Annotated in this window: 20 protein-coding genes and 1 tRNA gene; 18 read left to right on the top strand and 3 right to left on the bottom strand. The window is 45.0% G+C overall.

Annotation, left to right across the window (positions count from 1 at the left end; translation table 11 throughout):
• Positions 1 to 43: 43 nt before the first annotated feature.
• The 11 genes from nfo to ACMXYN_RS15660 all read left to right on the top strand — a co-directional run bounded on the left by nfo (position 44) and on the right by ACMXYN_RS15660 (position 12,514).
• Positions 44 to 910, top strand: coding sequence for a deoxyribonuclease IV (nfo, locus tag ACMXYN_RS15710; RefSeq protein WP_415892650.1), 867 nt, complete (start codon positions 44 to 46; stop codon positions 908 to 910).
• Between the two features lie 130 nt (positions 911 to 1,040).
• Positions 1,041 to 2,843 (top strand): EAL domain-containing protein, encoded by a 1,803-nt coding sequence (locus ACMXYN_RS15705; RefSeq protein WP_415892649.1) that lies wholly within the window; start codon positions 1,041 to 1,043, stop codon positions 2,841 to 2,843.
• A gap of 138 nt (positions 2,844 to 2,981) precedes the next feature.
• Positions 2,982 to 3,602: an NUDIX domain-containing protein gene (locus tag ACMXYN_RS15700; RefSeq protein ID WP_415892648.1), complete on the top strand. Its 621-nt coding sequence runs from the start codon at positions 2,982 to 2,984 to the stop codon at positions 3,600 to 3,602.
• Positions 3,603 to 3,629: 27 nt separating this feature from the next.
• The gene (locus ACMXYN_RS15695; protein WP_415892647.1) at positions 3,630 to 4,073 is read left to right on the top strand and encodes a DUF1249 domain-containing protein; all 444 of its coding nucleotides are present in this window, start codon (positions 3,630 to 3,632) and stop codon (positions 4,071 to 4,073) included.
• Positions 4,066 to 4,830, top strand: coding sequence for a metallophosphoesterase (locus tag ACMXYN_RS15690; protein WP_415892646.1), 765 nt, complete (start codon positions 4,066 to 4,068; stop codon positions 4,828 to 4,830). The genes ACMXYN_RS15695 and ACMXYN_RS15690 overlap by 8 nt, the downstream gene beginning before the upstream one ends.
• Positions 4,831 to 4,889: 59 nt before the next feature.
• On the top strand, positions 4,890 to 5,501 hold the full coding sequence (locus tag ACMXYN_RS15685; RefSeq protein ID WP_415892645.1) for a YqiA/YcfP family alpha/beta fold hydrolase: 612 nt from the start codon (positions 4,890 to 4,892) through the stop codon (positions 5,499 to 5,501).
• A 52-nt stretch (positions 5,502 to 5,553) separates the two neighbouring features.
• Positions 5,554 to 7,446, top strand: coding sequence for a DNA topoisomerase IV subunit B (gene parE / locus ACMXYN_RS15680; protein WP_415889401.1), 1,893 nt, complete (start codon positions 5,554 to 5,556; stop codon positions 7,444 to 7,446).
• A gap of 130 nt (positions 7,447 to 7,576) precedes the next feature.
• Entirely contained in the window at positions 7,577 to 9,856 is a 2,280-nt protein-coding gene (gene parC / locus ACMXYN_RS15675) for a DNA topoisomerase IV subunit A (RefSeq protein ID WP_415892644.1), read from the top strand.
• Between the two features lies 1 nt (position 9,857).
• Positions 9,858 to 10,475 carry an SH3 domain-containing protein gene (locus ACMXYN_RS15670; RefSeq protein ID WP_415892643.1) on the top strand — a complete coding sequence of 206 codons (618 nt, stop codon included), beginning with the start codon at positions 9,858 to 9,860 and terminating at the stop codon, positions 10,473 to 10,475.
• Between the two features lie 97 nt (positions 10,476 to 10,572).
• Positions 10,573 to 11,808: a GGDEF domain-containing protein gene (locus ACMXYN_RS15665; RefSeq protein ID WP_415892642.1), complete on the top strand. Its 1,236-nt coding sequence runs from the start codon at positions 10,573 to 10,575 to the stop codon at positions 11,806 to 11,808.
• A 193-nt stretch (positions 11,809 to 12,001) separates the two neighbouring features.
• Complete coding sequence (locus tag ACMXYN_RS15660; protein ID WP_415892641.1) at positions 12,002 to 12,514, top strand: type II secretion system protein; 513 nt, start codon at positions 12,002 to 12,004, stop codon at positions 12,512 to 12,514.
• A 7-nt stretch (positions 12,515 to 12,521) separates the two neighbouring features.
• Here ACMXYN_RS15660 and ACMXYN_RS15655 read toward each other — a convergent pair whose 3' ends face one another.
• The gene (locus ACMXYN_RS15655; protein ID WP_415892640.1) at positions 12,522 to 14,786 is read right to left on the bottom strand and encodes an EAL domain-containing protein; all 2,265 of its coding nucleotides are present in this window, start codon (positions 14,784 to 14,786) and stop codon (positions 12,522 to 12,524) included.
• 494 nt (positions 14,787 to 15,280) lie between these two features.
• Here ACMXYN_RS15655 and ACMXYN_RS15650 point away from each other — a divergent pair, with 494 nt between their 5' ends.
• From ACMXYN_RS15650 to ACMXYN_RS15625, 6 genes are all read left to right on the top strand, one after another.
• Positions 15,281 to 15,670, top strand: a complete 390-nt coding sequence (locus tag ACMXYN_RS15650) for a VOC family protein (RefSeq protein ID WP_415892639.1) — start codon at positions 15,281 to 15,283, stop codon at positions 15,668 to 15,670.
• 67 nt (positions 15,671 to 15,737) lie between these two features.
• Entirely contained in the window at positions 15,738 to 16,400 is a 663-nt protein-coding gene (locus tag ACMXYN_RS15645) for a cupin domain-containing protein (RefSeq protein ID WP_415892638.1), read from the top strand.
• A gap of 275 nt (positions 16,401 to 16,675) precedes the next feature.
• Positions 16,676 to 16,822 (top strand): hypothetical protein, encoded by a 147-nt coding sequence (locus ACMXYN_RS15640; protein WP_415892637.1) that lies wholly within the window; start codon positions 16,676 to 16,678, stop codon positions 16,820 to 16,822.
• A gap of 12 nt (positions 16,823 to 16,834) precedes the next feature.
• Entirely contained in the window at positions 16,835 to 17,101 is a 267-nt protein-coding gene (locus ACMXYN_RS15635; protein WP_415892636.1) for a hypothetical protein, read from the top strand.
• A gap of 520 nt (positions 17,102 to 17,621) precedes the next feature.
• Positions 17,622 to 19,511 (top strand): sodium:proton antiporter NhaD, encoded by a 1,890-nt coding sequence (gene nhaD, locus ACMXYN_RS15630; RefSeq protein WP_415892635.1) that lies wholly within the window; start codon positions 17,622 to 17,624, stop codon positions 19,509 to 19,511.
• A gap of 341 nt (positions 19,512 to 19,852) precedes the next feature.
• Positions 19,853 to 20,761, top strand: coding sequence for a DMT family transporter (locus ACMXYN_RS15625; protein WP_415892634.1), 909 nt, complete (start codon positions 19,853 to 19,855; stop codon positions 20,759 to 20,761).
• 314 nt (positions 20,762 to 21,075) lie between these two features.
• On the opposite strand, the gene ACMXYN_RS15620 is transcribed toward ACMXYN_RS15625, so the two are convergent.
• Together ACMXYN_RS15620 and ACMXYN_RS15615 are read right to left on the bottom strand one after the other, a co-directional pair.
• A complete protein-coding gene (locus ACMXYN_RS15620) occupies positions 21,076 to 22,851 on the bottom strand; it encodes a zinc-ribbon domain-containing protein (RefSeq protein WP_415892633.1) in 1,776 nt (591 codons plus the stop codon).
• A 239-nt stretch (positions 22,852 to 23,090) separates the two neighbouring features.
• Positions 23,091 to 23,177: transfer RNA gene (locus ACMXYN_RS15615), tRNA-Leu, on the bottom strand.
• A gap of 135 nt (positions 23,178 to 23,312) precedes the next feature.
• Between ACMXYN_RS15615 and queA the strand changes: the two genes are divergently transcribed.
• The gene (queA, locus tag ACMXYN_RS15610; protein ID WP_415892632.1) at positions 23,313 to 24,347 is read left to right on the top strand and encodes a tRNA preQ1(34) S-adenosylmethionine ribosyltransferase-isomerase QueA; all 1,035 of its coding nucleotides are present in this window, start codon (positions 23,313 to 23,315) and stop codon (positions 24,345 to 24,347) included.
• Positions 24,348 to 24,353 lie beyond the last annotated feature (6 nt).

Raw genomic sequence — 24,353 nt, 5'->3', positions numbered from 1 at the left:
AGCTGAATCGCTGCTTTCCTATCTATACTGAAGTGAATAATTGATGTCTGATCTACTGCCTTACTACGTTGGTGCGCATGTGAGCGCCAGCGGTGGTGTGCAAAACGCCCCGCTTAATGCTAAAGAAATTGAAGCGAATGCATTTGCTCTATTTACTAAAAATCAGCGACGTTGGGTGGCAAAGCCTTTAGATTCAAAGACAATCGCGTCATTTAAGAAAAACTGCGCAGCACTAAACTTTAAGCCTGAGCAGATCCTTCCTCATGATTCCTATCTGATTAACTTAGGCCACCCAGAAGAGGAAGCATTACAGAAGTCTCGTGATGCTTTCTTGGATGAGATGCAGCGTTGTGAACAGTTGGGCTTGGTTTATCTTAATTTTCATCCGGGCAGTCATCTGCGCAAGATCAGTGAAGAGGAGTGTATTGCTAAGATTGCTGAGTCGCTTAACTGGGCAATTGCGCAAACTGAATCAGTTGTGGCGGTTATTGAGAATACCGCAGGTCAGGGAAGTAATCTTGGATTCAGCTTTGAGCAGCTAGCGGCCATTATCGATCAAGTTCAAGATAAGAGTCGTGTAGGTGTCTGTATCGATACCTGTCACATGTTTGCTGCTGGCTACGATATTCGTACTCAAGAGAGTTGTGCTGAGGTATTCGAAGATTTCGCCAAGATCGTCGGTTTTGAATACCTTAAAGGGATGCACCTGAATGACTCTAAAGGTGGTTTAAACTCGCGCTTGGATCGCCATCACAGTCTAGGTCAGGGAGAAATTGGTCTCGAGGTCTTTAAATTCATTATGCGCGATGATCGTTTTCGAGGAATTCCATTAGTCTTGGAAACGATTGATGAGACGATCTGGGCAGAAGAGATTCAGATGTTGAGGCGCTTTTCAGTCAGTGATGATTAATTAGTTCTGTCTAATATTTGTTCGATGGTTTACCCATAAAAATAGTAGACTTTTTAAGGGATTGTCACTGAAGTGTCATCCTTTCTCGCTAGCCTGTGCGTCTAAGAGTAATGCGTCACAGGTGAGTAGTATGTTGCTTGCAACAAATGAAGTCGATGCTGAGTCACGTCGTAAATATCTTTTCGATATTTTAGAGTCAGAATCGCTTTATCCACATTTTCAGCCGATTGTGGATTTAAAAAACAATGTTGTTATTGGTCATGAAGCCTTAATTCGTGGGCCTGCGGGCACGGTTATGGCTTCGCCTGGTGCGTTGTTTCAGACAGCCATTGAAAACAACTTGTTACACACACTTGAGTTGTTATCCCGACGCAAATCCCTCGAAGCATTTGCAGAGTTGAACCCTGGTGGGCAGCTCTTTCTTAATATCAGTGCGTCTTTGTTAGGGACGCCAGAACACACCGAAGGCTTTACGGCTGAGCTTCTACAAGAGCTGGGTATCTCTATTTCGGATATTGTTATTGAGTTATCCGAGCAGCATCCATTTGATCAGCAAGGCCTGACTCATGCTGCCGTTGAACACTACCGCAATATGGGGTTCCAAGTAGCAGTAGATGATTTGGGGACAGGTTACTCTGGTTTGAAATTGTGGTCAGAGCTAAAGCCTGAATACGTCAAAATTGATCGTCATTTTATCTCAGATATCGACAGTGATCCGGTAAAGCGCGAGTTTGTACGATCGATCTATAACATCAGTAATACCATGGGCTGCAAAGTCATTGCTGAAGGGATTGAACGTCAAGAAGAAGTCAAAACGATTCAGGAGCTAGGCATCAATATAGGTCAAGGTTTTTACCTTGGTTATCCAAGCCCAGAGCCGCAAACGGTTGAGCCGCCTGTCGCGGATGTGTACGACTCAGCAAACGCTCCTCGTGTTGAGAACTGCGAAACGGCTCATTCCTTGTTACGAAATGCTCCAACCGTTTCGATTCAAGATACAGTGCTATCGGTGAGTGATCTATTTAGAACGCACCCCGAAGTAAGCTCGCTACCGGTTGTGCATGAAGGCGTACCTCAAGGTGTAGTTAGAAGGTCTAGTCTGTTTGAGTTGTTTTCTACCCAGTATGGTCGAGCGCTTTATGGTACAAAACCGGTCGAGCGGATCTTGTCTCATGACGTACTTATTGTGGATGCGGGGATGAGCTTGGATGAAGTCTCTCGTCTTATCACAGAGCATGAACAGAATGAGATTCAGCAGGATTTGATCATTACTCAGAACGATCTTTATGTTGGCATGGGTAATGTGCGAGATCTTTTGAAACGACTGACCGAACTCAAAGTTCAAAATGCGCAATACGCCAACCCTCTGACGCTTTTACCGGGTAATGTCCCGATCAATAACGAAGTGGATGCGTTGCTTAATCAATCGGCAGATTTTCATGTCGCTTATTTCGACTTGAATAACTTTAAGCCCTTTAACGATTGTTACGGCTATTCCAAAGGGGATCAGGTGATTCGTTTGTTAGGTGAATTACTAGTGCAACATGCCTCTTATGATTCAAATTTCATCGGTCATGTCGGGGGCGATGACTTTGTGGTGATCTATCGCTCTCCTGATTGGCAGTTGAGTTGTGAACGGATCATTCGCGAGTTCGATAAAGCGGTAAAAGGTTTTTACTGTGATGGAGATCTCAAAGCGGGTGGAATCTGGGCAAGTGATCGTCAAGATAACCGTACCTTTTTCTCGTTTTTGGGCTTAGCTGTTGGTGTAGTTCACCCTGACCCTTGCTGTTGTAACAGCTTTCATGAGGTGGCGGAGCTTGCGGCAATGGCTAAAAAAGAAGCGAAAAAGTCTGCTGAGAGCGCGATGTTTGTATCCCGTAGGCGCTGTATAACTACATCGGTAGCCGATAGCTTAAGGTGCTTTGCGTAAGCTTAAATTTCTATCCTAGCCCTGTTCCTCAGGGCTAATCTCTTTAATCCTTCATTTCGAAATCTATTGACCAATTGGCTTGATGAGCTGGTTAATTGATATAGTGAGTTATTCGCTAGTCAATGACAGGAACAGCACATGTCTGGAAAATGGCAACCAAGTTTTGGTCAAAAAGATTTCAACATCAATAAACAAGAAACCCTGTACGATGGTTTCTTTCAAATGCATAAACTCTATCTGCGGCATAAAACTTTTGCTGGCAGTGAGATAGAGATCCAGCGTGAGCTGTTTTACCGTGATGATGCTGTATGTGCGCTGCTCTATGATGCGGTTAAACAATCTGTTGTATTGATTGAGCAGTTCCGAGTAGGTGCATTTGATAGCCCAGATGGGCCTTGGTTGCTGGAGCTGGTGGCTGGTATCGTCGAGAAAGGTGAAACCACAGAAGATGTTGCACGACGTGAAGCAGTCGAAGAAGCGGGTGCGCAGTTAGGTGAGATTAAGCACATTACCCGTTTCTCACCGAGCACTGGAGCAACGCGAGAGTATATTGATCTACTTTGTGCTCAGGTGGATTCCAGTGGTGTTGAAGGCATTCATGGTTTGCCTGAAGAGGGCGAAGATATCAAAGTGCATGTTATTCCGGTGGAAGATGCTTTTGAATTAGTACAACAAGGTATAATTAATAATGCCCCTGCGATAATTGCGCTGCAGTGGCTACAGTTAAATAAGTCAGCGCTCGATCAGCGTTGGCAGTAAGTAGTAAACGATAAATCGGATAGGTAGATGAAGCGGAAATATATTCCAGATCTAACTCGGCAGATGGCGCATTGCGAGGCTAACTATGCTCGTATTATGAAGCTATTACCGGATCTGGATGACTGTGATGAACGCGAGTTTCAGGTGAGTTGGCCTGAACACACTGCCTATCTGCGCCTGCAGGTTGATGAGCGATTCAAATATACGACTACGTTGTTGATTAGCCATCGCTTTGAATCGAATTCGCCATGGTTAGAAGCCCCGGGTTTAGTGGTGCGTTTGTACCACGATGCTGGTATGGCGGAGGTAATCTGCATGCAACGTCGTAAACAGCTCTCTGGTGTCTATCCCTACCCAAATAAAAATATGCACCTGCCTGACGAGAAGATTCAGCTGAATGAATATCTAGGTGAGTGGTTGAGCGAATGCTTAAACCACGGTCACAGCATGGAACCCGTATTCAGTGGCTGAAACCATTACTCTACTCCAAGTCAGTGATATGCACCTGCAACAAGAGCCAGATATGTTGTTGAAAGGTGTAAATGTCGAGCAGCGCTTTCAACAAGTGCTAGCGGAGATTGAATCTCAATCTGCTGATGCCTTGTTACTTACTGGTGATCTGACGCATCACGCACCTAGGGCCTATGACCGTTTAGTCTCTAACGTTCATAGTCTTCCTTATCCTACTTACTGGATCCCTGGTAATCATGATCTGCCAGAGGAGATGGCGCGTTTTACCGGTACAGAGTTAGCTTCAAGAGTTAAAACATTCGATGGTTGGAAACTGATCTTTCTAGATAGCAGTTCACATCCCGACGGCAAAGGTAGTGGTTCGCTTTCTGAGTCAGAATTGAGCTTTTTAAAAGCTGAATTAAGTCAGACAGCGCCTGATCAACATGCCCTATTAGTTCTGCATCACCACCCTGTGTCTGTAAAAAGCCGATGGCAAGATGAGATCTGTTTAGGTAATGCAGATCAGTTTTGGCAAATTGTTGAACTTTATCCACAAGTGAAAGGCGTTATCTTTGGCCATGTGCATCAAAGCTGGGCGCTTCAGAGAGGGGATATTCAGCTCTTCTCTGTGCCTGCGACTGCTGCGCAGTTTAAAGCTCAGACAGACAGTTCCGAAGTGGAAGATGATCCTAAGCTAGCCGGGCCTGCTTATGGCCGCTATCAGCTCTATTCTTGTGGGAAAATTAACCAACAAGTGATTAGATTACCCGCATAGCTTTACTGGCTATTGCGCCTTGCTTTCCCCTCCGGTAAGTTCTTTGCCAGAGGAAGAAAATGAATACACCGCTTTATATATACGTTCATGGCTTCAATAGCTCGCCGCAATCGATGAAGGCGAAGGTGTTCGTCGAGTATCTGCAGGGTAAAGGTTTAGGCAATCAGGTGATGGTGCCAGAGCTATCCCACTGGCCTGCTGAAGCTATGGAGCAGTTACGCGCTCTTGTAGAGCAAAACCAACAGCGACCCATCATCTTATTAGGAAGTTCGCTGGGTGGTTATTACAGTACATGGTTAACCGAACATTATGATTATGTACGTACGGTTTTAATTAACCCGTCGGTAAGACCGTTTGAGCTGTTGCCTCAGTATCTTGGTCCTAACGTAAATCTTTATTCCGGTGAAGAGTACGAGCTTACCCAAGAACATTTGGCGCAATTATTGGCGTTAAACTGCCAAGAGATCAAACGACCAGAAGCTTATCTGTTATTAACTCAAACAGCAGATGAAACACTGGATTACCGAGAAGCGGTCGAGAAGTTTTCAGCATCGCCGCAGTTTGTTCAGCCCGGTGGTAGTCATGGTTTCGAGCAGTTTGAAAACTTGATTCCAGCCATTATGGCGTTTGCGGAAGGGCGCATCGATCTGCCCGAAGCACAACCGATTTAAATATCGTTAAACGTTGATTCATAGATAAAGTTTTGCGACAGGAAAGTATTTGATGTCCAAGCAATACAACGCTGGTTCCATAGAAGTTCTTAGTGGTCTAGACCCGGTTAGACGTCGTCCGGGGATGTACACGGAAACGGATCGTCCAAACCATTTGGCGCAAGAAGTCATCGATAACTCGGTGGATGAGGCGCTTGCCGGTCATGCTAAGCAGATTGATGTGGTTCTGAATAAAGATCAGTCCTTAAGCGTGACCGATGATGGTCGAGGCATGCCTGTGGATATCCACCCAGAGCAGGGTGTCAGCGGGGTCGAGTTGATCCTGTGTAAACTCCATGCGGGTGGTAAGTTTAACAACGATAACTACAACTATTCCGGTGGTTTACACGGTGTGGGTGTATCGGTTGTAAATGCCTTATCTAAGTTGTTAGAAGTTCAGGTACGTCGCGACAGTCAGGTTTATCGTATTGGCTTTGCCGACGGCGAAAAAGTATCTGACCTAGAAGTGATTGATACTTGTGGTAAGCGCAACACCGGTACCACGGTACGTTTCCTGCCTGATCCTCAATACTTCGATACCCATAAATTTAGCGTTTCACGTTTAAAGCATAACTTACGTGCCAAAGCGGTTCTGTGCCCTGGCTTAAAGGTGACTTTTACCGATCTGACGGGCGCTAAGCGCGAGAAGGAAGAGTGGTATTACGAAGATGGTTTAATTGATTACCTAAAAGGCACAACTCAGGTCTTTGAAGTACTGCCAGCTGAACCATTCTCCGGCTCTCTGCAGGGTGAATTAGACGCAGTCGAATGGGCAGTGCAATGGCTACCGGAAGGTGGCGAGATGACCTGCGAAAGTTATGTAAACCTGATTCCTACGGCGCAAGGCGGTACTCATGTAAACGGTCTGCGTACAGGTTTGCTTGAAGCGATGCGTGAGTTCTGTGAATTCCGTAACTTGCTACCTCGGGGAGTTAAGCTGACTGCGGATGATGTCTGGGACAAGTGTTGTTACGTCCTTTCCGCAAAAATGCAGGATCCGCAGTTCGCTGGTCAAACCAAAGAGCGTTTATCTTCCCGTGAAATCGCAGCCTTTATCTCTGGTGCAATCAAAGATGCTTTCTCTTTATGGCTAAACCGCCATGTAGAAGAGGGTGAGCAGCTTGCTGAAGTTGTTATCTCTAACGCTCAGCGCCGTATGCGTTCCAATAAAAAGGTTGTGCGTAAGAAGGTTACGCAAGGACCTGCTCTGCCGGGTAAGTTGGCAGACTGTTCCGGTGGCGATGCGATGCAGTCAGAACTGTTCTTGGTAGAGGGTGACTCTGCGGGAGGTTCTGCTAAACAAGCACGTGAGCGTGAGTTTCAGGCGATCATGCCTTTACGCGGTAAGATCCTAAACACTTGGGAAGTTGATCCTAGCGAAGTCTTAGGCTCCCAAGAGATCCATGATATCTCGGTAGCGATTGGTGTGGAGCCAGCTTCAGAAAACTTCGACGGTCTGCGTTACGGCAAGATCTGTATTCTGGCCGATGCGGACTCCGACGGTCTGCATATCGCAACGCTTCTGTGTGCATTGTTCGTACGTCACTTCAAGCCGCTGGTAACTGCGGGTCATGTTTATGTGGCAATGCCACCACTTTATCGAATCGATGTTGCGAAAGAGGTGTTTTACGCACTGGATGACGCTGAGAAGGATGGCATTATCGAGCGTATTAAGGCGGATCGTAAGAATGCCAAAATTGGCGTGCAGCGATTCAAGGGCTTGGGTGAGATGAACCCACTTCAACTGCGTGAGACAACCATGTCACCGGATACTCGCCGTCTTGTACAGCTGACGGTAGAGCCGGGTGATGGCACTAATGAAGTGATGGATATGCTGTTAGCTAAGAAGCGCTCAGGTGACCGTAAAGACTGGTTGCAGAGCAAAGGTAACTTGGCAGACGTTTAGACGTTGAAAGTAGCATGAGTTTTCTCTGTGATTAGTCACTGTAGGCAGAGAAACAGGATAGTTTTTACAGCTGGTTGCTAGGTTTGTGTTACAGCAGCGAGTTGAGCTTATTACGAGTGTAATGTGAATTATGACGGTACAAACAACCTTCGAAGATGGCACTGAACGCCTCGCGTTAAAAGATTTTACCGAGAAAGCGTATCTGGATTACTCCATGTACGTGATTTTGGATCGTGCCCTACCTCATGTAGGTGACGGCATGAAGCCGGTTCAGCGCCGCATCATCTATGCGATGTCTGAGCTTGGCCTTAAAGCGTCTGCAAAATACAAAAAGTCAGCACGTACTGTGGGTGATGTGTTAGGTAAATTCCACCCGCACGGCGATTCTGCTTGTTATGAAGCGATGGTATTGATGGCGCAGCCGTTCAGTTATCGCTATCCGTTGGTTGATGGACAAGGTAACTGGGGTTCTCCGGATGACCCTAAATCCTTCGCCGCGATGCGTTATACGGAATCGCGTTTAGCACGCTATGCCGAAGTTTTACTGTCTGAAATCAGCCAAGGCACGGTTGATTGGGTACCTAACTTCGATGGCACTATGCGTGAGCCTGCGATTCTGCCTGCACGTTTACCGAATGTGTTGCTGAATGGCACGACTGGTATCGCTGTAGGTATGGCGACCGATATTCTGCCGCATAACTTGCGTGAGGTGGCTAAGGCCTGTGTTCACTTGCTAGATAACCCGCGCGCTGATCTGGATGAGATTACCGAGATCGTCCCTGGCCCAGATATGCCAACCGATGCGGAGATCATCACTTCCCGCCGTGAGCTGAAAAAGGTTTACGAAACTGGGCGTGGCTCGGTGCGTATGCGTGCTGTGTACACGAAAGAGCAGGGTGAAATCGTTATCACGGCGCTACCGCATCAAGTTTCTGGCGCTAAAATTTTGGAGCAGATCGCCGCTCAGATGCAGCAGAAAAAACTGCCGATGGTAAGCGATCTACGTGATGAATCGGATCATGAAAATCCAACCCGCTTGGTAATTATCCCGCGCTCGAATCGTGTTGATGTCGAGCAGTTAATGGCCCACCTATTTGCCTCTACTGATCTTGAACGCACTTACCGTGTAAATATGAACATGATTGGTGTGGACGGTAAGCCGCAAGTTAAAGACCTTCGCCAGATTTTGGTTGAATGGCTGAGCTGGCGTACTGAGATTGTGCGCAAGCGCTTAAACCACCGCTTGGCTAAGGTTTTGGATCGCCTACATATCCTTGAAGGTTTGATGGTCGCGTATCTCAATATTGATGAGGTGATTGCGATTATCCGTCATGAGGAAGATCCAAAAGCAGAGCTGGTTAAACGCTTTGGACTGACTGAGATTCAAGCAGATGCGATTTTAGACCTTAAACTTCGTCACTTGGCGAAACTGGAAGAGTTTAAGATCCAGTCTGAGCAGAACGAGTTGGAAGAAGAGCGTAAGAAGCTGGAAGGTATTCTAGGTTCTGACGCTAAAATGCGTAAGCTGATCAAGAAAGAGATCCAAGATGCTGCTGAAGAGTACGGTGATGACCGCCGCTCGCCAATCGTAGAGCGTGAAGAAGCGCAGGCATTCAGTGAGAAAGATCTTCTATCTTCGGATCCTGTAACAGTAGTGATCTCTAAGCAAGGCTGGATTCGTGCAGCGAAAGGCCATGATATTGATGCTGAAGGGCTCAATTACAAATCTGGTGATGCCTTTAAGTTAAGCTGTAAGGGTAGGACTAATCAGCCAACCCTCTTATTAGATACCACGGGTCGAAGTTTCACTATCGAGACCCATAATCTACCGTCAGCACGTGGACAAGGTGAGCCCGTAACGGGGCGTATCACACTACCAAAAGGTTCCACGGTTGATGCCGCGATTGCAGGTAAGGATAACGACCAAGTCCTGATGGCGTCTGATGCCGGTTATGGTTTTATAGCCAAAATCTCTGATCTGACCAGCAAAACTAAAAATGGTAAGGCAGCATTAACCCTGCCTAAAAACGCTCAGATCTTACAGCCAATCACGATGAATTCAGTCGAAGGCTCTTTTCTGGCAGCAGTGACAAATGAAGGTCGATTATTGGTCTTCCCAGTGTCTGAACTACCGCAGCTTGCACGTGGTAAAGGTAACAAAATTATTAATATTCCATCGGCAAGAGCCTCTGCTCGAGAGGAGCTAGTGGTTGCCTTAGCCGTGTTCTCACCGGAAGACACATTGCTTGTGCATGCCGGTCGTCAGCACTTGAAGCTTAAGCCTGCTGATATCGAGCACTATCGAGGGGAGCGAGGTCGTCGTGGTAACAAGTTACCGCGTGGTTATCAGCGCGTAGATAGTTTGGAAGTGGATAACAGCGCACAAGGTCAGTCTGAAGGCGAGGAATAAAATGAGACTCTTCAGATCATGGTTCTGCCTGTGTGTGCTTCTATTTGCCCTGCCTGTACAGGCGTTGGAGTACTACCAAGTTACCGGCGATAACATCAATATTCGCAAGGGACCGGGGCAGAAATGGCGAGTGGTAGCGCAAGTGAATAAAGATCAGCTTGTGCTAGAAACCCGCAGAGAGGGGCCCTGGTCTGAAGTTTTCTTTCTGAAGCCGAACAAACAGAAAGTGATAGGGTGGGTCTTTAACCAATACCTAGCACTGCAAACACTCGAACAGCCAAAATCAGCAGAAGCATCCCCTTTTAGTTTGGAGGTTATCGCTGACAAGCCTGTATGTGCCGATCGTACTTCGGTGGGGATGGGCTCTCTCTGTTATCTTGATATTTCTTTTGTAATCACTGACTCAACTAAGCGGAGAAAACAGGCAAGAGTAGAGTGCTGGGCGGACTTCGTAATTCCAGGGGATCGTAAGGTTATCCCGATTAAAACCAGTGATGTGCAAAGCTTCCATCTCTTGGGAGGGCATGCGGAAGGCTTAATGCGCCTGAACGTTGGGTTAAACACCGTTGTGAACCCTGAAGAGTTCAGTGTGGCTTATTATAATTGTGCTGCGCAGTAAGTCTAATAGGCTACAGCTTGACCCCTTATATAAAGGGACTATCATATACACCTACATTTTTGGCGGTTTTTAGTCGGCCATATAGGTGCTGTACGTCATGGAAGGACGTTTATTACGTAAGCGATTTAGTCGTCGCATTACGATTTTAGCTGTTTCTCTGTCCATCGTTATCTTACTGATGGGAGGGCTTCTTTTATTCCTATCGTCAGGGGTAAGAGATGCTTGGACCGCTTATAGTTATACATCAGAAAGCCGAGCTACGGCACTTTCAGAGCTACATCGTTCCATTGGATACGGTGGCTTTATCCACAACTTCAAAAACTATGTCCTACGCCAAGAGCAGAGTTTGCTTGAGCGCTTAAGTGGCGATATAGAAAAATCGTCACAGGTAATTTCTCTCTACTCGGCCTTGGAGCTCAATAGTAAAGAGAGCCAAGCATTATTAGTTATTCAACAGACATTGCAGATGTACCGAGACAATCTTCGAGTCGCGCAGATGGCTGTGAAGAGGGGTACGCCGACCCAGCAGATCGACAAGCAGGTGCGTATTGATGATAAACCTGCGCTGGCAGCTTTAGCTGTTTTGCAGTTAGAGAATAACCGTTTCCATGAAGCGGTAACTCGCGATATGAATAAGCAGATTACCAATCTGATTAACGTGTTGCTTGTTGGTCTTTTAGCCATGCCGTTTGTCGTGCTTGCTGCTTATCACTATCACGATGTGATGAACCGTTTTGTGCTATTGATCGCTGAAAAGCGAGAGGTCGAAAAAGCGTTGGTAGATTCGACTGCTGAAGTTGAAGAGGCACAGCAACAACGACGTGCAATGGCATACGAGGCCCATCACTGTGAATTAACCCGTGTTCCTAATCGTAAAGCTTTTATGAGTACCGGTTACGAAATTATGCAGGACGCTGCAGCCCGCAAAGCCTGTTTAACAGTGCTGTTTGTTGATGTTGATGACTTTAAAACGATTAATGATACCTATGGCCATGAGATCGGTGACAAAGTACTGGTGGAAGTTGCCTCTCGACTTAGCGTGGCTTTGAGGGAAGGTGATTTCGTTGCCCGTATTGGTGGCGATGAGTTCGCTATGATTATCCAATGTAATGATACTGCAACCTGTGCTCCAGGACTTGCTGAACGCTTACTTGATGTTATGAATGAGAGCTATGCTGATATTGCTGAAGATCTTGAGGTCAGCTGTTCAGTAGGTGGTGCTAACTGTCCGCAGGATGGTCAAGACCTTGAGACCCTTGTACGTGTAGCAGATGAGCGTATGTATCGGGTTAAGAAAAGCGGTAAGAATGGGGTTTTCTTACAGGAGGCCTAGATATTGATCTGCAACTAGAATACGTATTTTCCACAGCCTTTCAGGGCTCTTATTAGTCGATAAGTATTAAGACTCTCTAATGCTTGATTCACTATCTCGGTCTGGTTATCGTGACTAGAGATTATTCATATATTAATCACTTGGTTTGTATTCAGTTAGTTTGTAGTTCCCGTTTATGGGATAAGGTAAGCCAGTGAGTAGTAACAGGAAGTTGAACCAAGGTTTTACGATAATCGAACTCGTGGTAGTTATCGCGCTTTTAGGGATCTTATCTGCCGTAGCATTACCTCGATTTATAAACGTCACCGAAGATGCGCATATTTCTGTAGTCAAAGGTACGGCGGGAGCTTTTGATACCGGCGTAAGGTTAGTACATTCCGTTTGGGTGACGAAAGGAAGCCCTGGGGCCGTATTAAATTTTATCTCGTTAAGTGATACGCGTGCAGCGGGGGATCTGTCAGTAAATGAGTTTGGGTGGCCTGCTGATACTCGAGGCGTCAGTCTAACGCTAAACAGTCATGATGATTGTGTAGATGTTTGGAATGCGGTGCTTAATGATATGGCGCCAAGTATTTCTACAGCAGCGGGGGAAGATTTTAGAGCGCTGAATTTTAACGGTAACTCCTGCCGTTATACCTACCAGTCTAATACCGACTATACGATTATTTATGATTCGAATACCGGTGAGGTTGAACTTAATCTATAGGTTAGGCTTATTTTAAAGCGCTAATGATATCTTTGATAGGTAGCGGTTTATAAAAGTAATACCCCTGAAATACTTCACACCCCAGGGTATCAAGGATCTGCTTCTGCTCTAAAGTTTCAACGCCCTCAGCCACGATGGTTATGCCCATCTTATGAGCAATATCGATGATGCCTTGTAGTAACAATCTGGCGTCTTTGTCTTCGACGATATCATCGACAAAGCTCTTATCGATCTTCAGCTCGTCGATAGGTAGGTTCTTCAATAAGCTCAAAGATGAGTAACCTGTACCAAAGTCATCTAAAGATACAGATATCCCTTCCGCTTTAAATTGGTTGATCATCCCAAGGACGTAATCTAAATCTTGGATAAATAGGCTTTCGGTAATCTCGATCTTGAGCCTGTTTTTGTCGATTTGGGATTGATCTACTTGTTCTAAAAAGTACTCAAAAAAACCATCGGAGAAAAACTGCTTTATAGAAACATTAATTGATATTGAACAATTGCTGGTGGTGAATTTACTAGCTTCATCTAAGGATTTACGAATGATATAGCGGCCAAGCTCTGGCATAAGGCCTGAATTTTCAGCTATAGGGATAAAGCGGTTGGGTGGAATTGGGCCAAAATCCTTATTGTTCCAGCGTACTAGAGACTCTAACCCGGTTAATAGGTCCTCTGAAGAAACTTGAGGCTGAAAAACGACGTAAATTTCCTCGTTCTTAATCGCCTCTCTTAGCTTGTTTTCTAATGAGAGGTCATCCAGATAGCGTTTCTTTAGTTCCTCGTGGAAGACTGTGTAGCAATTTTTATTATGCTTAGCTTCATATAAAGCAAAGTCAGAGAGCCTTTTAACCTCTTCAAATGAGCTAGCATCTGTAGGGCAGTGAGATATACCAATGCTGGCACTCAAAATTAGACGGTTGCCACTCATTAAATAGGGTTTAGATATATCTTCTAAAATTGCTTCAGCTAAGCGTTCTGCTTCAAAGCTTGAGAGATTGAAAGCTACAACTACAAACTCATCACCACTATATCTAGCAACAAGGCATTCTCTATCTTGAGTGCTTAGTTTGAGCCTTCTAGTGATTTCAATCAGAACCTGATCGCCATAATCATGGCCGAAGTTATCATTGGCTGATTTAAAGTTATCCATATCGACAAACAGAAGATGATAGCTGTCTTGTTCTTCTAGTTTGGAAAAGTAGTTGTCCAGAAAATAGCGGTTAGGAAGGTTGGTTAGAAAGTCATGGGTTGCTCTAAAGGTCAGCAGCTCCTCTTTCTTCTTCTCATTGCTGCTAATCACTCTAAAGAGCCAAAAGATGACGGCATAAGCAAAAAAGAACAGTAAAACTAGATTAGTCGCTGCTTGGAAAAACTTCTGACGAATAACATGTGTATCCCGTTCTACACCGACCCAAAGCTGAAACTCCTTGATATAGAAGTTAGACATCATCGATTGAGAGTCATCGTTGAACTTGCCGGTGACATGGGTCGTAATGATTTGCTTATCTTTAATAGTTTCAAAACTGGTGTCGTAGGCTTTTTCGACATAGTCGATGCTTTCTTGAATTCTTTCTTCAGAAAACTGATGTTCGTATACGGCTGGATCGTTGATTAGGCGTTTAGGGGCTACTTGGAAATATCGGTCTCGCTCTCTATAGATAAACACACTGTAATCAGCACTATGCTCAATAGTGTTAGAAAAGAATGGCAGACCTTTTTCTATGTTAATGGTTAGAGAAACGATGAATAAAGGTTGACCATTTTTATCTCTAATCGTTTTACGAATCGGGATAATTAGGGCGTTTTCCCAGTAACTAAAATAGGTTCGGCCAATAACCGCAGCATCGCTGTCTAAGGTGAGGTTGAAGGATTCTTTTGTTTTTGGATTTTGCAGCAGGTTAAGCGAAGATTCTCTTTTATCTTGAGATAGGGAGTTTGTAACAACGATATTGCCATCAAAATCTATTAGAAAGAAGTTATAAGCCGTGAGGGAAGCAGTGAGTAACTTGTCTATCTCCTGAATCGATTTCTCTCGGTCCAGATAATTGTCTTCGTGTAATAACTCCTGACCAAGAATATCTAAAAGGGTTTCATATTGGCGGAGTGAGGCTGTAACTGAGTTGGAGGTAATTCGGGTCAGGTTTTCTTGCTCTAACCTCACGTCTTCCCTGATAGACTCATGAGTCTTCATAAGAATAAAAATAAACGCAGCAAAACCTGCCAAGAGGAAGACGTAAAACGCAAGCCAGATGTTATTTCTTATAAACAGCATAGAGCTTTACTCAAGAATAGAGAGTTTAAGCAATGCGAAAATAAGAAAACAATGCGGGGAAACTTGTGCCTATCATCGAAAATACCTTTGCTAATTACATCATATAGCGTAGTCAAAACTGAGCTCCTTGTGAGGAGGGCTAGCTTCCTTGCGATGATCGAAAGATTATCGACGGTGCCAAAGGCGTAAAATCCAATTTATCAGTTCAGTTGTACAGCTTTGCCTAACTTAAACTGATCTCATTATATAACCAGTTTTAAATATAACGGTCTCTATATTTGGTAGTAGATTTATGGCTCTTTGTAGGGAGCTGTTCATCACGTTTCTTTATAGGGCTTTGTGGCACGCAGTGTGGATAGATTTGTAAAAGGGAGCTTTAATGAACTCTCAAAAGAAATAACGTACAAAGTAAATAGTGTTTTATAGGGTTGGCTTGAAGTGCCTTTAACGCCTGAATTTAGGTTTACTTTCTTCAATATATAAAGGGAAATATTATGGATGAAGCGTATAGAAAACAGGGAATCTTTAGTTGGTCAGAATTAATGACCGATGATGTCGAAGCTGCTACGGCCTACTATGAAAAGGTTATCGGCTGGGAAGTAGAGCGCGTGGATATGGGGGATATGATCTATCATGTGCTAAAGGCTGATGGCAATCCGGTTGGCGGGATTATGCCTAAACCTCCGGAGTCTAAAGGCGTGCCTAACCACTGGGGAACTTATATAACGGTAGATGATGTGGATGCCACTTTAGCACTTGCCGAAGCTAACGGCGGTAAAGCTATTTATCCACCGATGGATGTACCTGATGTTGGCCGTATGTGCGCGATTATGGATAACACGGGTGCAGTGGTATCTGTCATTACCTATGCTGAAACAGCATAGTAATTCAAAGCTTAGGGCTCAGCTTAAAAGTGTTATATGGCTAGGCCCTTTTTAATTGGACTGTTATATGGTCACACGAATCAATGCAGATTTTGAACAACGCGTAATTATTCGTCCCGAAGATTACCATTGGGTTGATTCACCCATGGTGGGTGTCGAGCGCATGATGCTAGACCGAATTGGTGATGAATCTGCTCGGGCGACCTCGATTGTCCGCTATGCGCCTTTTAGTGAATTTTCACCGCATGTTCATAGTGGTGGGGAAGAGTTCTTCGTGCTTGAAGGTGTGTTTTCTGATGAACACCATGATTATCCCCAAGGGAGTTATGTTCGTAACCCTATTGGTACCTCTCACACCCCGAAGATCGGCAAAGAGGGGGCGATCATCTTTGTAAAGCTTCAGCAGTTTAACGAAGCTGATAAAGAACAAAAGGCGATTGATACTACTAAGGAGCCTTGGCTCCAAGGCTTGGTCGATGGTTTAACCGTTATGCCTTTGCATGAATTTGAGGGTGAGCATGTTGCCTTGGTGAAGTGGGCGCCGAATACGCAGTTTAACCTCCATCGTCATTTTGGCGGTGAGGAGATACTCGTGCTCGAAGGTACTTTTTACGATGAGCATGGTATCTATCCAAAAGGTTCCTGGTTGCGCAGTCCTCATTTGAGTGAGCATCATCCCTATACCAAAGACGATGGCGCATTAATCTATGTGAAAACGGGACATCTTTGATAGCGCTGCTAACCAGTATTTCTATCGAACTAAAATTATTTACTAAAAAACATAAAACGCTATTGCGAATCATTATCATTATTGATAATCTAGATCCCGCTCATAAGTGATAGGCAATGGACGACCTCACCATTAACATTGCTGAACAGTTCTACCTGCTCGCTCTCAGGCAGGTAGAACTTCTCCCACCTTAAGCACCAATACAATCAGCAACACTGCTGTAGTCACAAAGAGCATAAACAGCTAAGTCTTTTCTTACTGGAGGAGAGGAAGTTATGCACTCAATCAAAGATCGTGAATCGTACAAAACACTTCTGCACCTTGCGGATAAGCTATCCAACAGTAGCTCATCCAATAGTGATTGGTTGGCGAAGCAGCACAAAGATATCTACGACTTTTTAAAACACGCTGAAGAAAGATAGAAGGAGAGGCTTATGGGTTCTGTGATTAATCCCTCAATTTTTAAAGCGGTATACGACAAGATTGTGACTGAAGGTCAGCAATCGAGTAGTGGTTTCTTTCTTCGTGGTGTCTATGCGGCAGGCCAAGGTAAAAAGCATTTAGAGCTGAAGGATTGTTTTTCACGTATCCGCGTAGTGAACGGCGAAGTGGTCGCGACCGAGTTCTCGAACAATACTCAGCGTGTCAGATTTCTAAATAAAGTTCGCAAGCTGTATTGTGGCGAACAAGTCTCGCAGTAGTCTCATTCTTCCTATTAAAAAGATCGATAAAACAGATCTCCTCCTTGTGGTCCCTATCCAAAAGGCTTAAATCAGCAAAGCCTATACACCTTGAATTTGTGTCCCTTTTTGGCGCTACGCTATGTAAAAACGCGCATTCGTGAGTAAGTTTCCTACAGCTATCTCAGACCCCTTGTCTTTTTACCGGACTCCTTTACTCAAAAGATGGTGCTTTATTGCTCTAAAGACCAGTATTTACTTTTGTCTTAAAGCGTTACCCTAGCCCCGCTCAAAAATGTGTGCATTGCAGCATTTTTAGCGTAGGCATGAATACACGCCATGCTAGTAGCTGGTTGGACTTAACGTTGGTCTACTCGAATTTGGTCATTTGTTGACGCTCTTTCTCGTGACGATGGGTCAAGCCCTGCAAGTTGCTAGGCAGAAATTGCATAAGAATTGTCAATTCTTATGTGATTTCGGCGGGTATTTTGAAACCCGTAACCTGATCCAGACACAACAATTTTAAAATCGGATTCTGACCATGAACCTGTCGATGTTTTTTCCACAGATCAACAGCGCAAGCTTACGCTTTGTGTTGGCCGTTGTTGGTCTATTACTGCTTCCCCTTACTGCTTTTGCAGAAACAGGCGGAGCGGCCGCTAATATTCCGGAACTGAGTGCTTCTTTTTATGGCTATTTGAGTGTGGCCATATTTATTTTGGCCTACTCTTTGGTTCCGTTGGAAAACAATATTCACCTGCTTAAGAGTAAGCCGGTTCTGGTGGCTGCAGGTCTGATTTGGGTTTTAGTTGCCCTAGCATTTAAGGAAATTGGTGCTACAGAGCAGGCGCACCATGCGATTAAGCACGCCATTATTGAATATGCAGAGTTATTTCTGTTCCTACTTGTGGCGATGACCTACATTAATGCGCTGGAAGATCGTAACGTATTCCAAGCGCTGCGTGCTTATCTGGTATCTCGCGGTTACTCACTACGTAAGGTTTTCTGGGTTACCGGCGCACTAGCATTTGTTATCTCTCCAATTGCGGATAACTTAACGACTGCACTACTGATGGGTGCGGTTGTGATGGCTGTTGGCGGTAAGAATGTTCGCTTCGTGTCGATTGCGTGTATCAACGTCGTTGTGGCGGCAAACGCGGGTGGTGCTTTCTCTCCATTTGGCGATATTACAACCCTGATGGTTTGGCAGAAGGGCAAGGTAGAATTCTTGCAGTTCCTACCACTATTTATCCCATCATTGGTTAACTGGTTAGTACCTGCGGTTATCATGCACTTCGCGATTCCTAATGAGATCCCTGAAGCGTCTCAGGAAAAGTCCTTCATGAAAATGGGCGCGAAGGTAATGATCGTTCTGTTCCTTGCGACTATCGTAACTGCAGTAAGCTTCCACAGCTTCCTACACCTACCACCTGCAGCTGGCATGATGTTCGGTCTGGGTTACCTAGGTCTATACTCTTTCTACCTGAAAAAGGTGGAAGGTCGTACGATTATGGCTGACTCAATTTTTGGTGGTCGTAGCGATGCGCATCAGAACCCATTGAGTGTTCTACAGGCATACGGTAAGGATATTGGTGATCATCTGAATGATCAGCCTTATCCGGCATTTATGATCGACAAAGAGAAAAACGTTACCCATTGGAATACTGCGCTAGAAAACCTAACGGGTATCAAAGCTGAAGAGATGATCGGCACTAAAAATCACTGGAAAGGCTTCTACAAAGATCAGCGCCCAACTCTGGCTGATGCGGTTCTAGAAGACGAATCCGGTGCAGGCGTACGTCAGCATTATCACAATCAGTACCGTGATAACCCAATGGGTGGTAAGTCTTACGATGCGGCCAACTACTTCGATAATATCGGTAACTCAGGCGCATACCTAATGTTCAGTGCTGCACCTGTTGTTGATGAAAACGGTGAAACGGTCGGTGCTGTAGAACTGTTTGAAGATATGACTGAGAAACGTGAAGAAGTTAAAGAATTCGACGTGATGGAGCGTGTATCACGTGCCGAGTGGGATACTTTGCTGTTCTTCTACGGCGTTATTATGTGTGTGGCCGGCTTAAGTCAGTTCGGCTACATGGCGATCGTATCTGAGCTAATGTACAACGACCTGGGCGCAACAGGAGCAAATGCTCTGGTAGGTGTTCTATCGGCAATTGTAGATAACATTCCGGTGATGTTCGCGGTATTAACCATGGATCCAGCCATGTCCCTAGGCCAGTGGCAGTTAGTAACCCTAACGGCGGGTGTAGGCGGTAGTATGCTTGCGATTGGTTCTGCTGCAGGTGTTGCTCTACTAGGTACAGCGCGAGGCGTGTATACCTTCGCTTCCCACCTAAAATGGGCGCCAGCCATTGCCCTAGGTTATGTGGCAAGTATCGGCGTACACCTACTGATTAACGGTGTTTAATTGAATCAAGTAACTAGTAGCTAGAACGCTTCGCTGCTAGTGGCTAGAAAAAGAAAGGCCTGCTCATTGAGTGGGCCTTTTTTGTTTGGCTTCTTCCTCTTTCATTAAAAAGAAGGCACCATCCCGCTTTCTACCGCTTTCTACCGCTTTCTACCGCTTTCTACCGCTTTCTACCGCTTTCTACCGCTTTCTACCGCTTTCTACCGCTTTCTACCGCTTTCTACCGCTTTCTGCTGATCTGTGACTATGCATATTCTATTGGCTGTGCCTTGGGGATTAAGAGGGGATAGGTAGGATGGTAGGTCGTTAAATCAACCTACCTATCGGAAAGCAGAGATCTCGTGGCGCAATCAACAGGTACAAGTAGTAAAGAAAATTTAGTCGGCAGCCTGTGGATGATTGCTGCTATGGCTGCGTTTGCGATTGAAGATGCGCTAGTTAAAGAAGCCGCGCAAACTCTGCCAGTTGGGCAGGTGTTAGCTTTGTTTGGTTTAGGTGGCATGTTCCTATTTGCCGCTACGCTTAAATTTAACCGCGGGCCTCTGTTTATCAAAGATGTTCTGTCTTTGCCTATGCGCATTCGTATCGTTTTTGAAGTAATCGGACGGCTGTTTTACGTTCTCGCAATCGCCTTTATCCCGCTATCTACAGCTACCGTTATCCTACAAGCCACTCCGCTTTTAGTTGTTATAGGCGCTGTGCTTTTTCTAGGGGAAAAAGTAAGCCCCGTTAGGTGGTTAGCCATATTTATAGGGCTGTTGGGCGTTATTTTAATTGTGCAGCCAGGCGCTGATGGTTTTTCTCATCTGTCGCTATTAGCTGTTATCGGCATGGTTGGTTTTGCCGGAAGAGATCTCGCAAGCCGCATGGCGCCACCGACTATAGGCACAGCACGTCTAGGCTTTTATGGCTTCCTCTCCGTCTTGGTCTCTGGACTTGTCTATTCAAGCTGGGCAGGGGAGGTTTATAGGTTGCCTTCCCAGTCTGAACTGGTGTCGATTGTGATAGCTACGGTAGCCGGTGTAATTGCTTATTCCTGTTTAATGAAAGCGATGCGTACTGGCGAAGTGTCTGCGGTGACGCCGTTCAGATATACCCGTTTACTGTTTGGCTGTTCGCTGGGGCTATTGTTCTTTGGTGAAGAGTTCACTACTTCGATGTTGATTGGTTCGGCGTTGATTGTGTCTTCGGGGCTGTTTATTGGGTGGAGGGGGAAGAAGGTGCGGAAGAAGCTAGAGGTTAGTGGCTAGAACGCTTTGCTGCTAGTGGTTAGAAAAAGACAAGGCCTGCTCACTTTAATTTTGTTGCACAATGCAAGACTTGACCCTTTGGTTCTTTGGTTTTACTGTTCTTTGGTGAAGAGCTCACCACTTCTATGTTGATTGGTTCGGCGTTGATCGTATCTTCTGGGCTGTTTATTGGGTGGCGGGGGAAGAGGGTGAGTAAGAAGCTAGAGGCTAGTGGCTAGAGAAAGGGCTCAGGTCTCATTAATTCGCTCTAAATTGCACAATGCAAGACCTGACCCTTTAGTTTGTTCGGTTAGCGTCCTCTCCTAGCTAAAGTATTAATCTTCTTTCAACATGTAACGCAATACTGGGCCTACCCTATTTGGAGGTAAAGCAAAAACCTGATAATAAAGTTCAAGTAATGAATTACACAGGATATCGGGCTTGTTCTTGTACTCCTCCGGTGAGCCTATCGATAAAAGGTAATCCTCTCCTTTTATCATCAGTTTCAGAGCCACCTTTTCTAAGTCTTTCTCTGCTAGCGCAGTACTTTCATTTAGAACAGGGCTTAATGAGGCGCTTTTGATAAGATTAGCCAAAGCTTGTACGTCCCTTGCGGCCATTTCCTTTGGTAACAACGAATTAAGATCTAAATGGCTTGGAAACATGTCGGGATACGCAAAATTAACACAGTGATCTGCAGACAAGCTTAATAAGTATTCCATTTCATCAATTTGTGTATCCCAATAAGCTACTAACTCCTTATTTGGAGCTACAGGAAGATACCTTTCAATGACTCTAGGTAGAAGATGGCTACGAACCTCGAACTTTAATTCGTTTAGAGATTTACCGGCTTGTATGCCTTCAAAAACGATATTGGATATGACCTTATAAAAAGATGGATCGTATTTAGAAACGGCCTTTAAAGCCGGTGTGCTTGTTAAAATATCATCGATTTTCTTTTGATCTCTCCAACTGGAAAAACCGCTTAAAGCAAAATTATCTGGGTTAACTATTTCATCTACGATGTTGGCGTTAATCAATTCGGCCTGTGTCGGCTTCCATAAATCAGTAGAAGAGATTGAGAGCGCCTTATCGATAAATCCATTTGAAACACCGTACTGTTTGTACATGCCTCTTAACTCATAATTTAGCTCTGAAAGCTTCGTTCCATCTAACGAACCGAAAGACGCGCTATGAAACCCTAAAAAACCATTTTTTCCAAGGTAGCGTTCTTGCCCCGCAACAAAAGCGATCGTACAAGAACTGGCGCAGAGGTCGGACGTAAAAGTGATGAGCTGACGGTTAGATATCAGCTTGGCAAGATTAATGCCTTCTTCGATTAAACCACCCGAGTTATTGAGGTGAATGGTCTTGATAGTAGGTGTTGCATCAAGAATGTTTCTAACTGCATCGGCTGTTCCGAAAGGCATTCCACCAGCTAGCTCTAACTCCTTTCCTTCGCGCATTACTCGTAATTCGTAGGCTGGGATATCAGGGCCAGATGTGATGCGCTGAAATGACTCAAGGAGGACTGGGCCATCGATCGTAACGACTTGTGCTGCGAACCTTAGAAAGCCAATAATCACTAAAATGTGAACAGCAGTTGCCCAGAACAGTTTGCCTCCGCGCTGAACATGTTTAGACGCTGAACGGAATGTTCCAACCACTTGCCATAGTACTAATGGAATAAGAACAGCGTAGAGAAGGATAAGACCATAGGCGTGGGCGCGAATATCAAGCCCCTTCCAATAATCTGAGCCTATTAAAACAGTCACTATCCCAGTACAAATCGCACTAATAAGAACGTAATTAAGCCAGTAAGATACTCCGAGGCTATAGTCTCCACGCCAATGTTTTGAAAAGTAATTACCACCTATTGAAGGCTCTTCTTCTGGAGCAGGATCGGGCAAAATGCTTTTTGGTTGTTCTGGTTTTTTCTCAATTTTTCTTTCTGGTATGTCTTGTTCAAGAAGTTCGACAACTGCTATCTGGCTTTCTTCGACTGAAGTTCCCGTATCCGTTTGAGAGTCAGGTAAAGCAATTTTATGACCGCAGTGGTAACAGAACTTTGCTTCTTGCTGGTTTTCCTTACCGCAATTCGTACAAAACATTCGACGTTCTCTTCAGTAGTTAGATAAAAGCCACATAGAGTTTAGATAGATTATTGTGAACTTCATTGATTGTTGTCACACGGAGTGACTCTATAGTTTTGATAGTACCAACAAGAAAATATGAGTAGCAAAGATAGACCGTAAAGAGGTAAAGGGATCAGATTCCCTTTTTTTGATATTACGAAATCACAAAAAGAAAAGGCCCGCTCAATGAGCGGGCCTTTTCTTTAAGAATTCGATGGTACCAGCGGCCGGACTCGAACCGGCACGCCCGTGAAGGCAAGGGATTTTGAATCCCTCATGTCTACCAATTTCATCACGCTGGCACTTAAGAGAGGCGTATTATAGAAATCTGGACGCTTGCGTCAATCAATACTTTTGAAAACCTGAAAAAAAATCTCCTTTCCGGTACAATGCGCGCCCTTAAGTCCCTTTGATGTTGATATAGAAGAATTCCCTGAATGCAGGTTAAAGATTTTCATTTTGAGCTTCCAGAGGAACTCATTGCGAGTTTTCCTCTAGAGCAGCGTAGCGCTAGCCGTTTGTTATCTGTAAATGGCGATTCTGGTGAACTCAATCACGGTCAATTTACCGATGTGCTTGAATTGATCCAGCCGGGTGATCTGATGATCTTCAATGACACCCGTGTTATCCCAGCTCGTTTATTTGGTACTAAAGAGTCTGGCGGTAAAGTTGAGGTTTTAGTTGAGCGTGTTTTAGACGATAAGCGTGCCTTAACCCATGTACGTTCCAGTCGTTCGCCTAAGCCGGGTACTAAGCTGATTCTTGAAGGTGGGATTGAAGCTGAGATGGTGGCTCGTCACGAGAACCTATTTGAGCTTAAGTTTCTGATTGAAGGCGGTTTGGTGCAGGCGCTTGAACAGCATGGCCATATGCCGCTACCACCGTATATGAAACGTGAAGATCAGTTAGAAGATCGTGAACGTTATCAAACGGTTTACAACAAAAAGCCGGGTGCCGTAGCTGCACCTACAGCAGGTCTGCATTTTGATGACGCACTACTTGCTAAGCTGGATGACATGGGCGTGAAACGTGCTTTTGTTACTTTGCACGTAGGCGCGGGTACGTTTCAGCCGGTTAAAGTCGATAATGTCGATGAGCATGTGATGCACTCCGAGTATATCGAAGTGAGCGAAGAGGTTTGTGAGCTGGTGAAGCAAACGCGTGCCGAAGGTGGTCGTGTGATTGCGGTAGGGACAACCAGCGTACGCAGCTTGGAGAGTGCGAGCCGTAATGGTGAAATTGAACCATTATTTGGTGATAGCGATATCTTTATCTTCCCAGGTTACGAATTCAAATCTGTGGATGCGATGATCACCAACTTCCACCTGCCAGAATCGACATTGTTGATGCTTGTGAGCGCGTTCTCCGGCTACGACAACATGATGAAGGCATATAAAAAGGCGGTTGAGCAGAAATACCGTTTCTTTAGCTATGGCGATGCCATGTATTTAACACGTAAAAGTGGTCAGTGATTTAAC

Source organism: Neptuniibacter sp. PT8_73 (assembly GCF_047778045.1).
In the GTDB taxonomy this organism is placed as follows: Bacteria; Pseudomonadota; Gammaproteobacteria; order Pseudomonadales; family Balneatricaceae; genus Neptuniibacter.
Note: the sequence above shows the minus strand (reverse complement) of the source record. Positions and strands in the feature narration are given on the sequence as shown.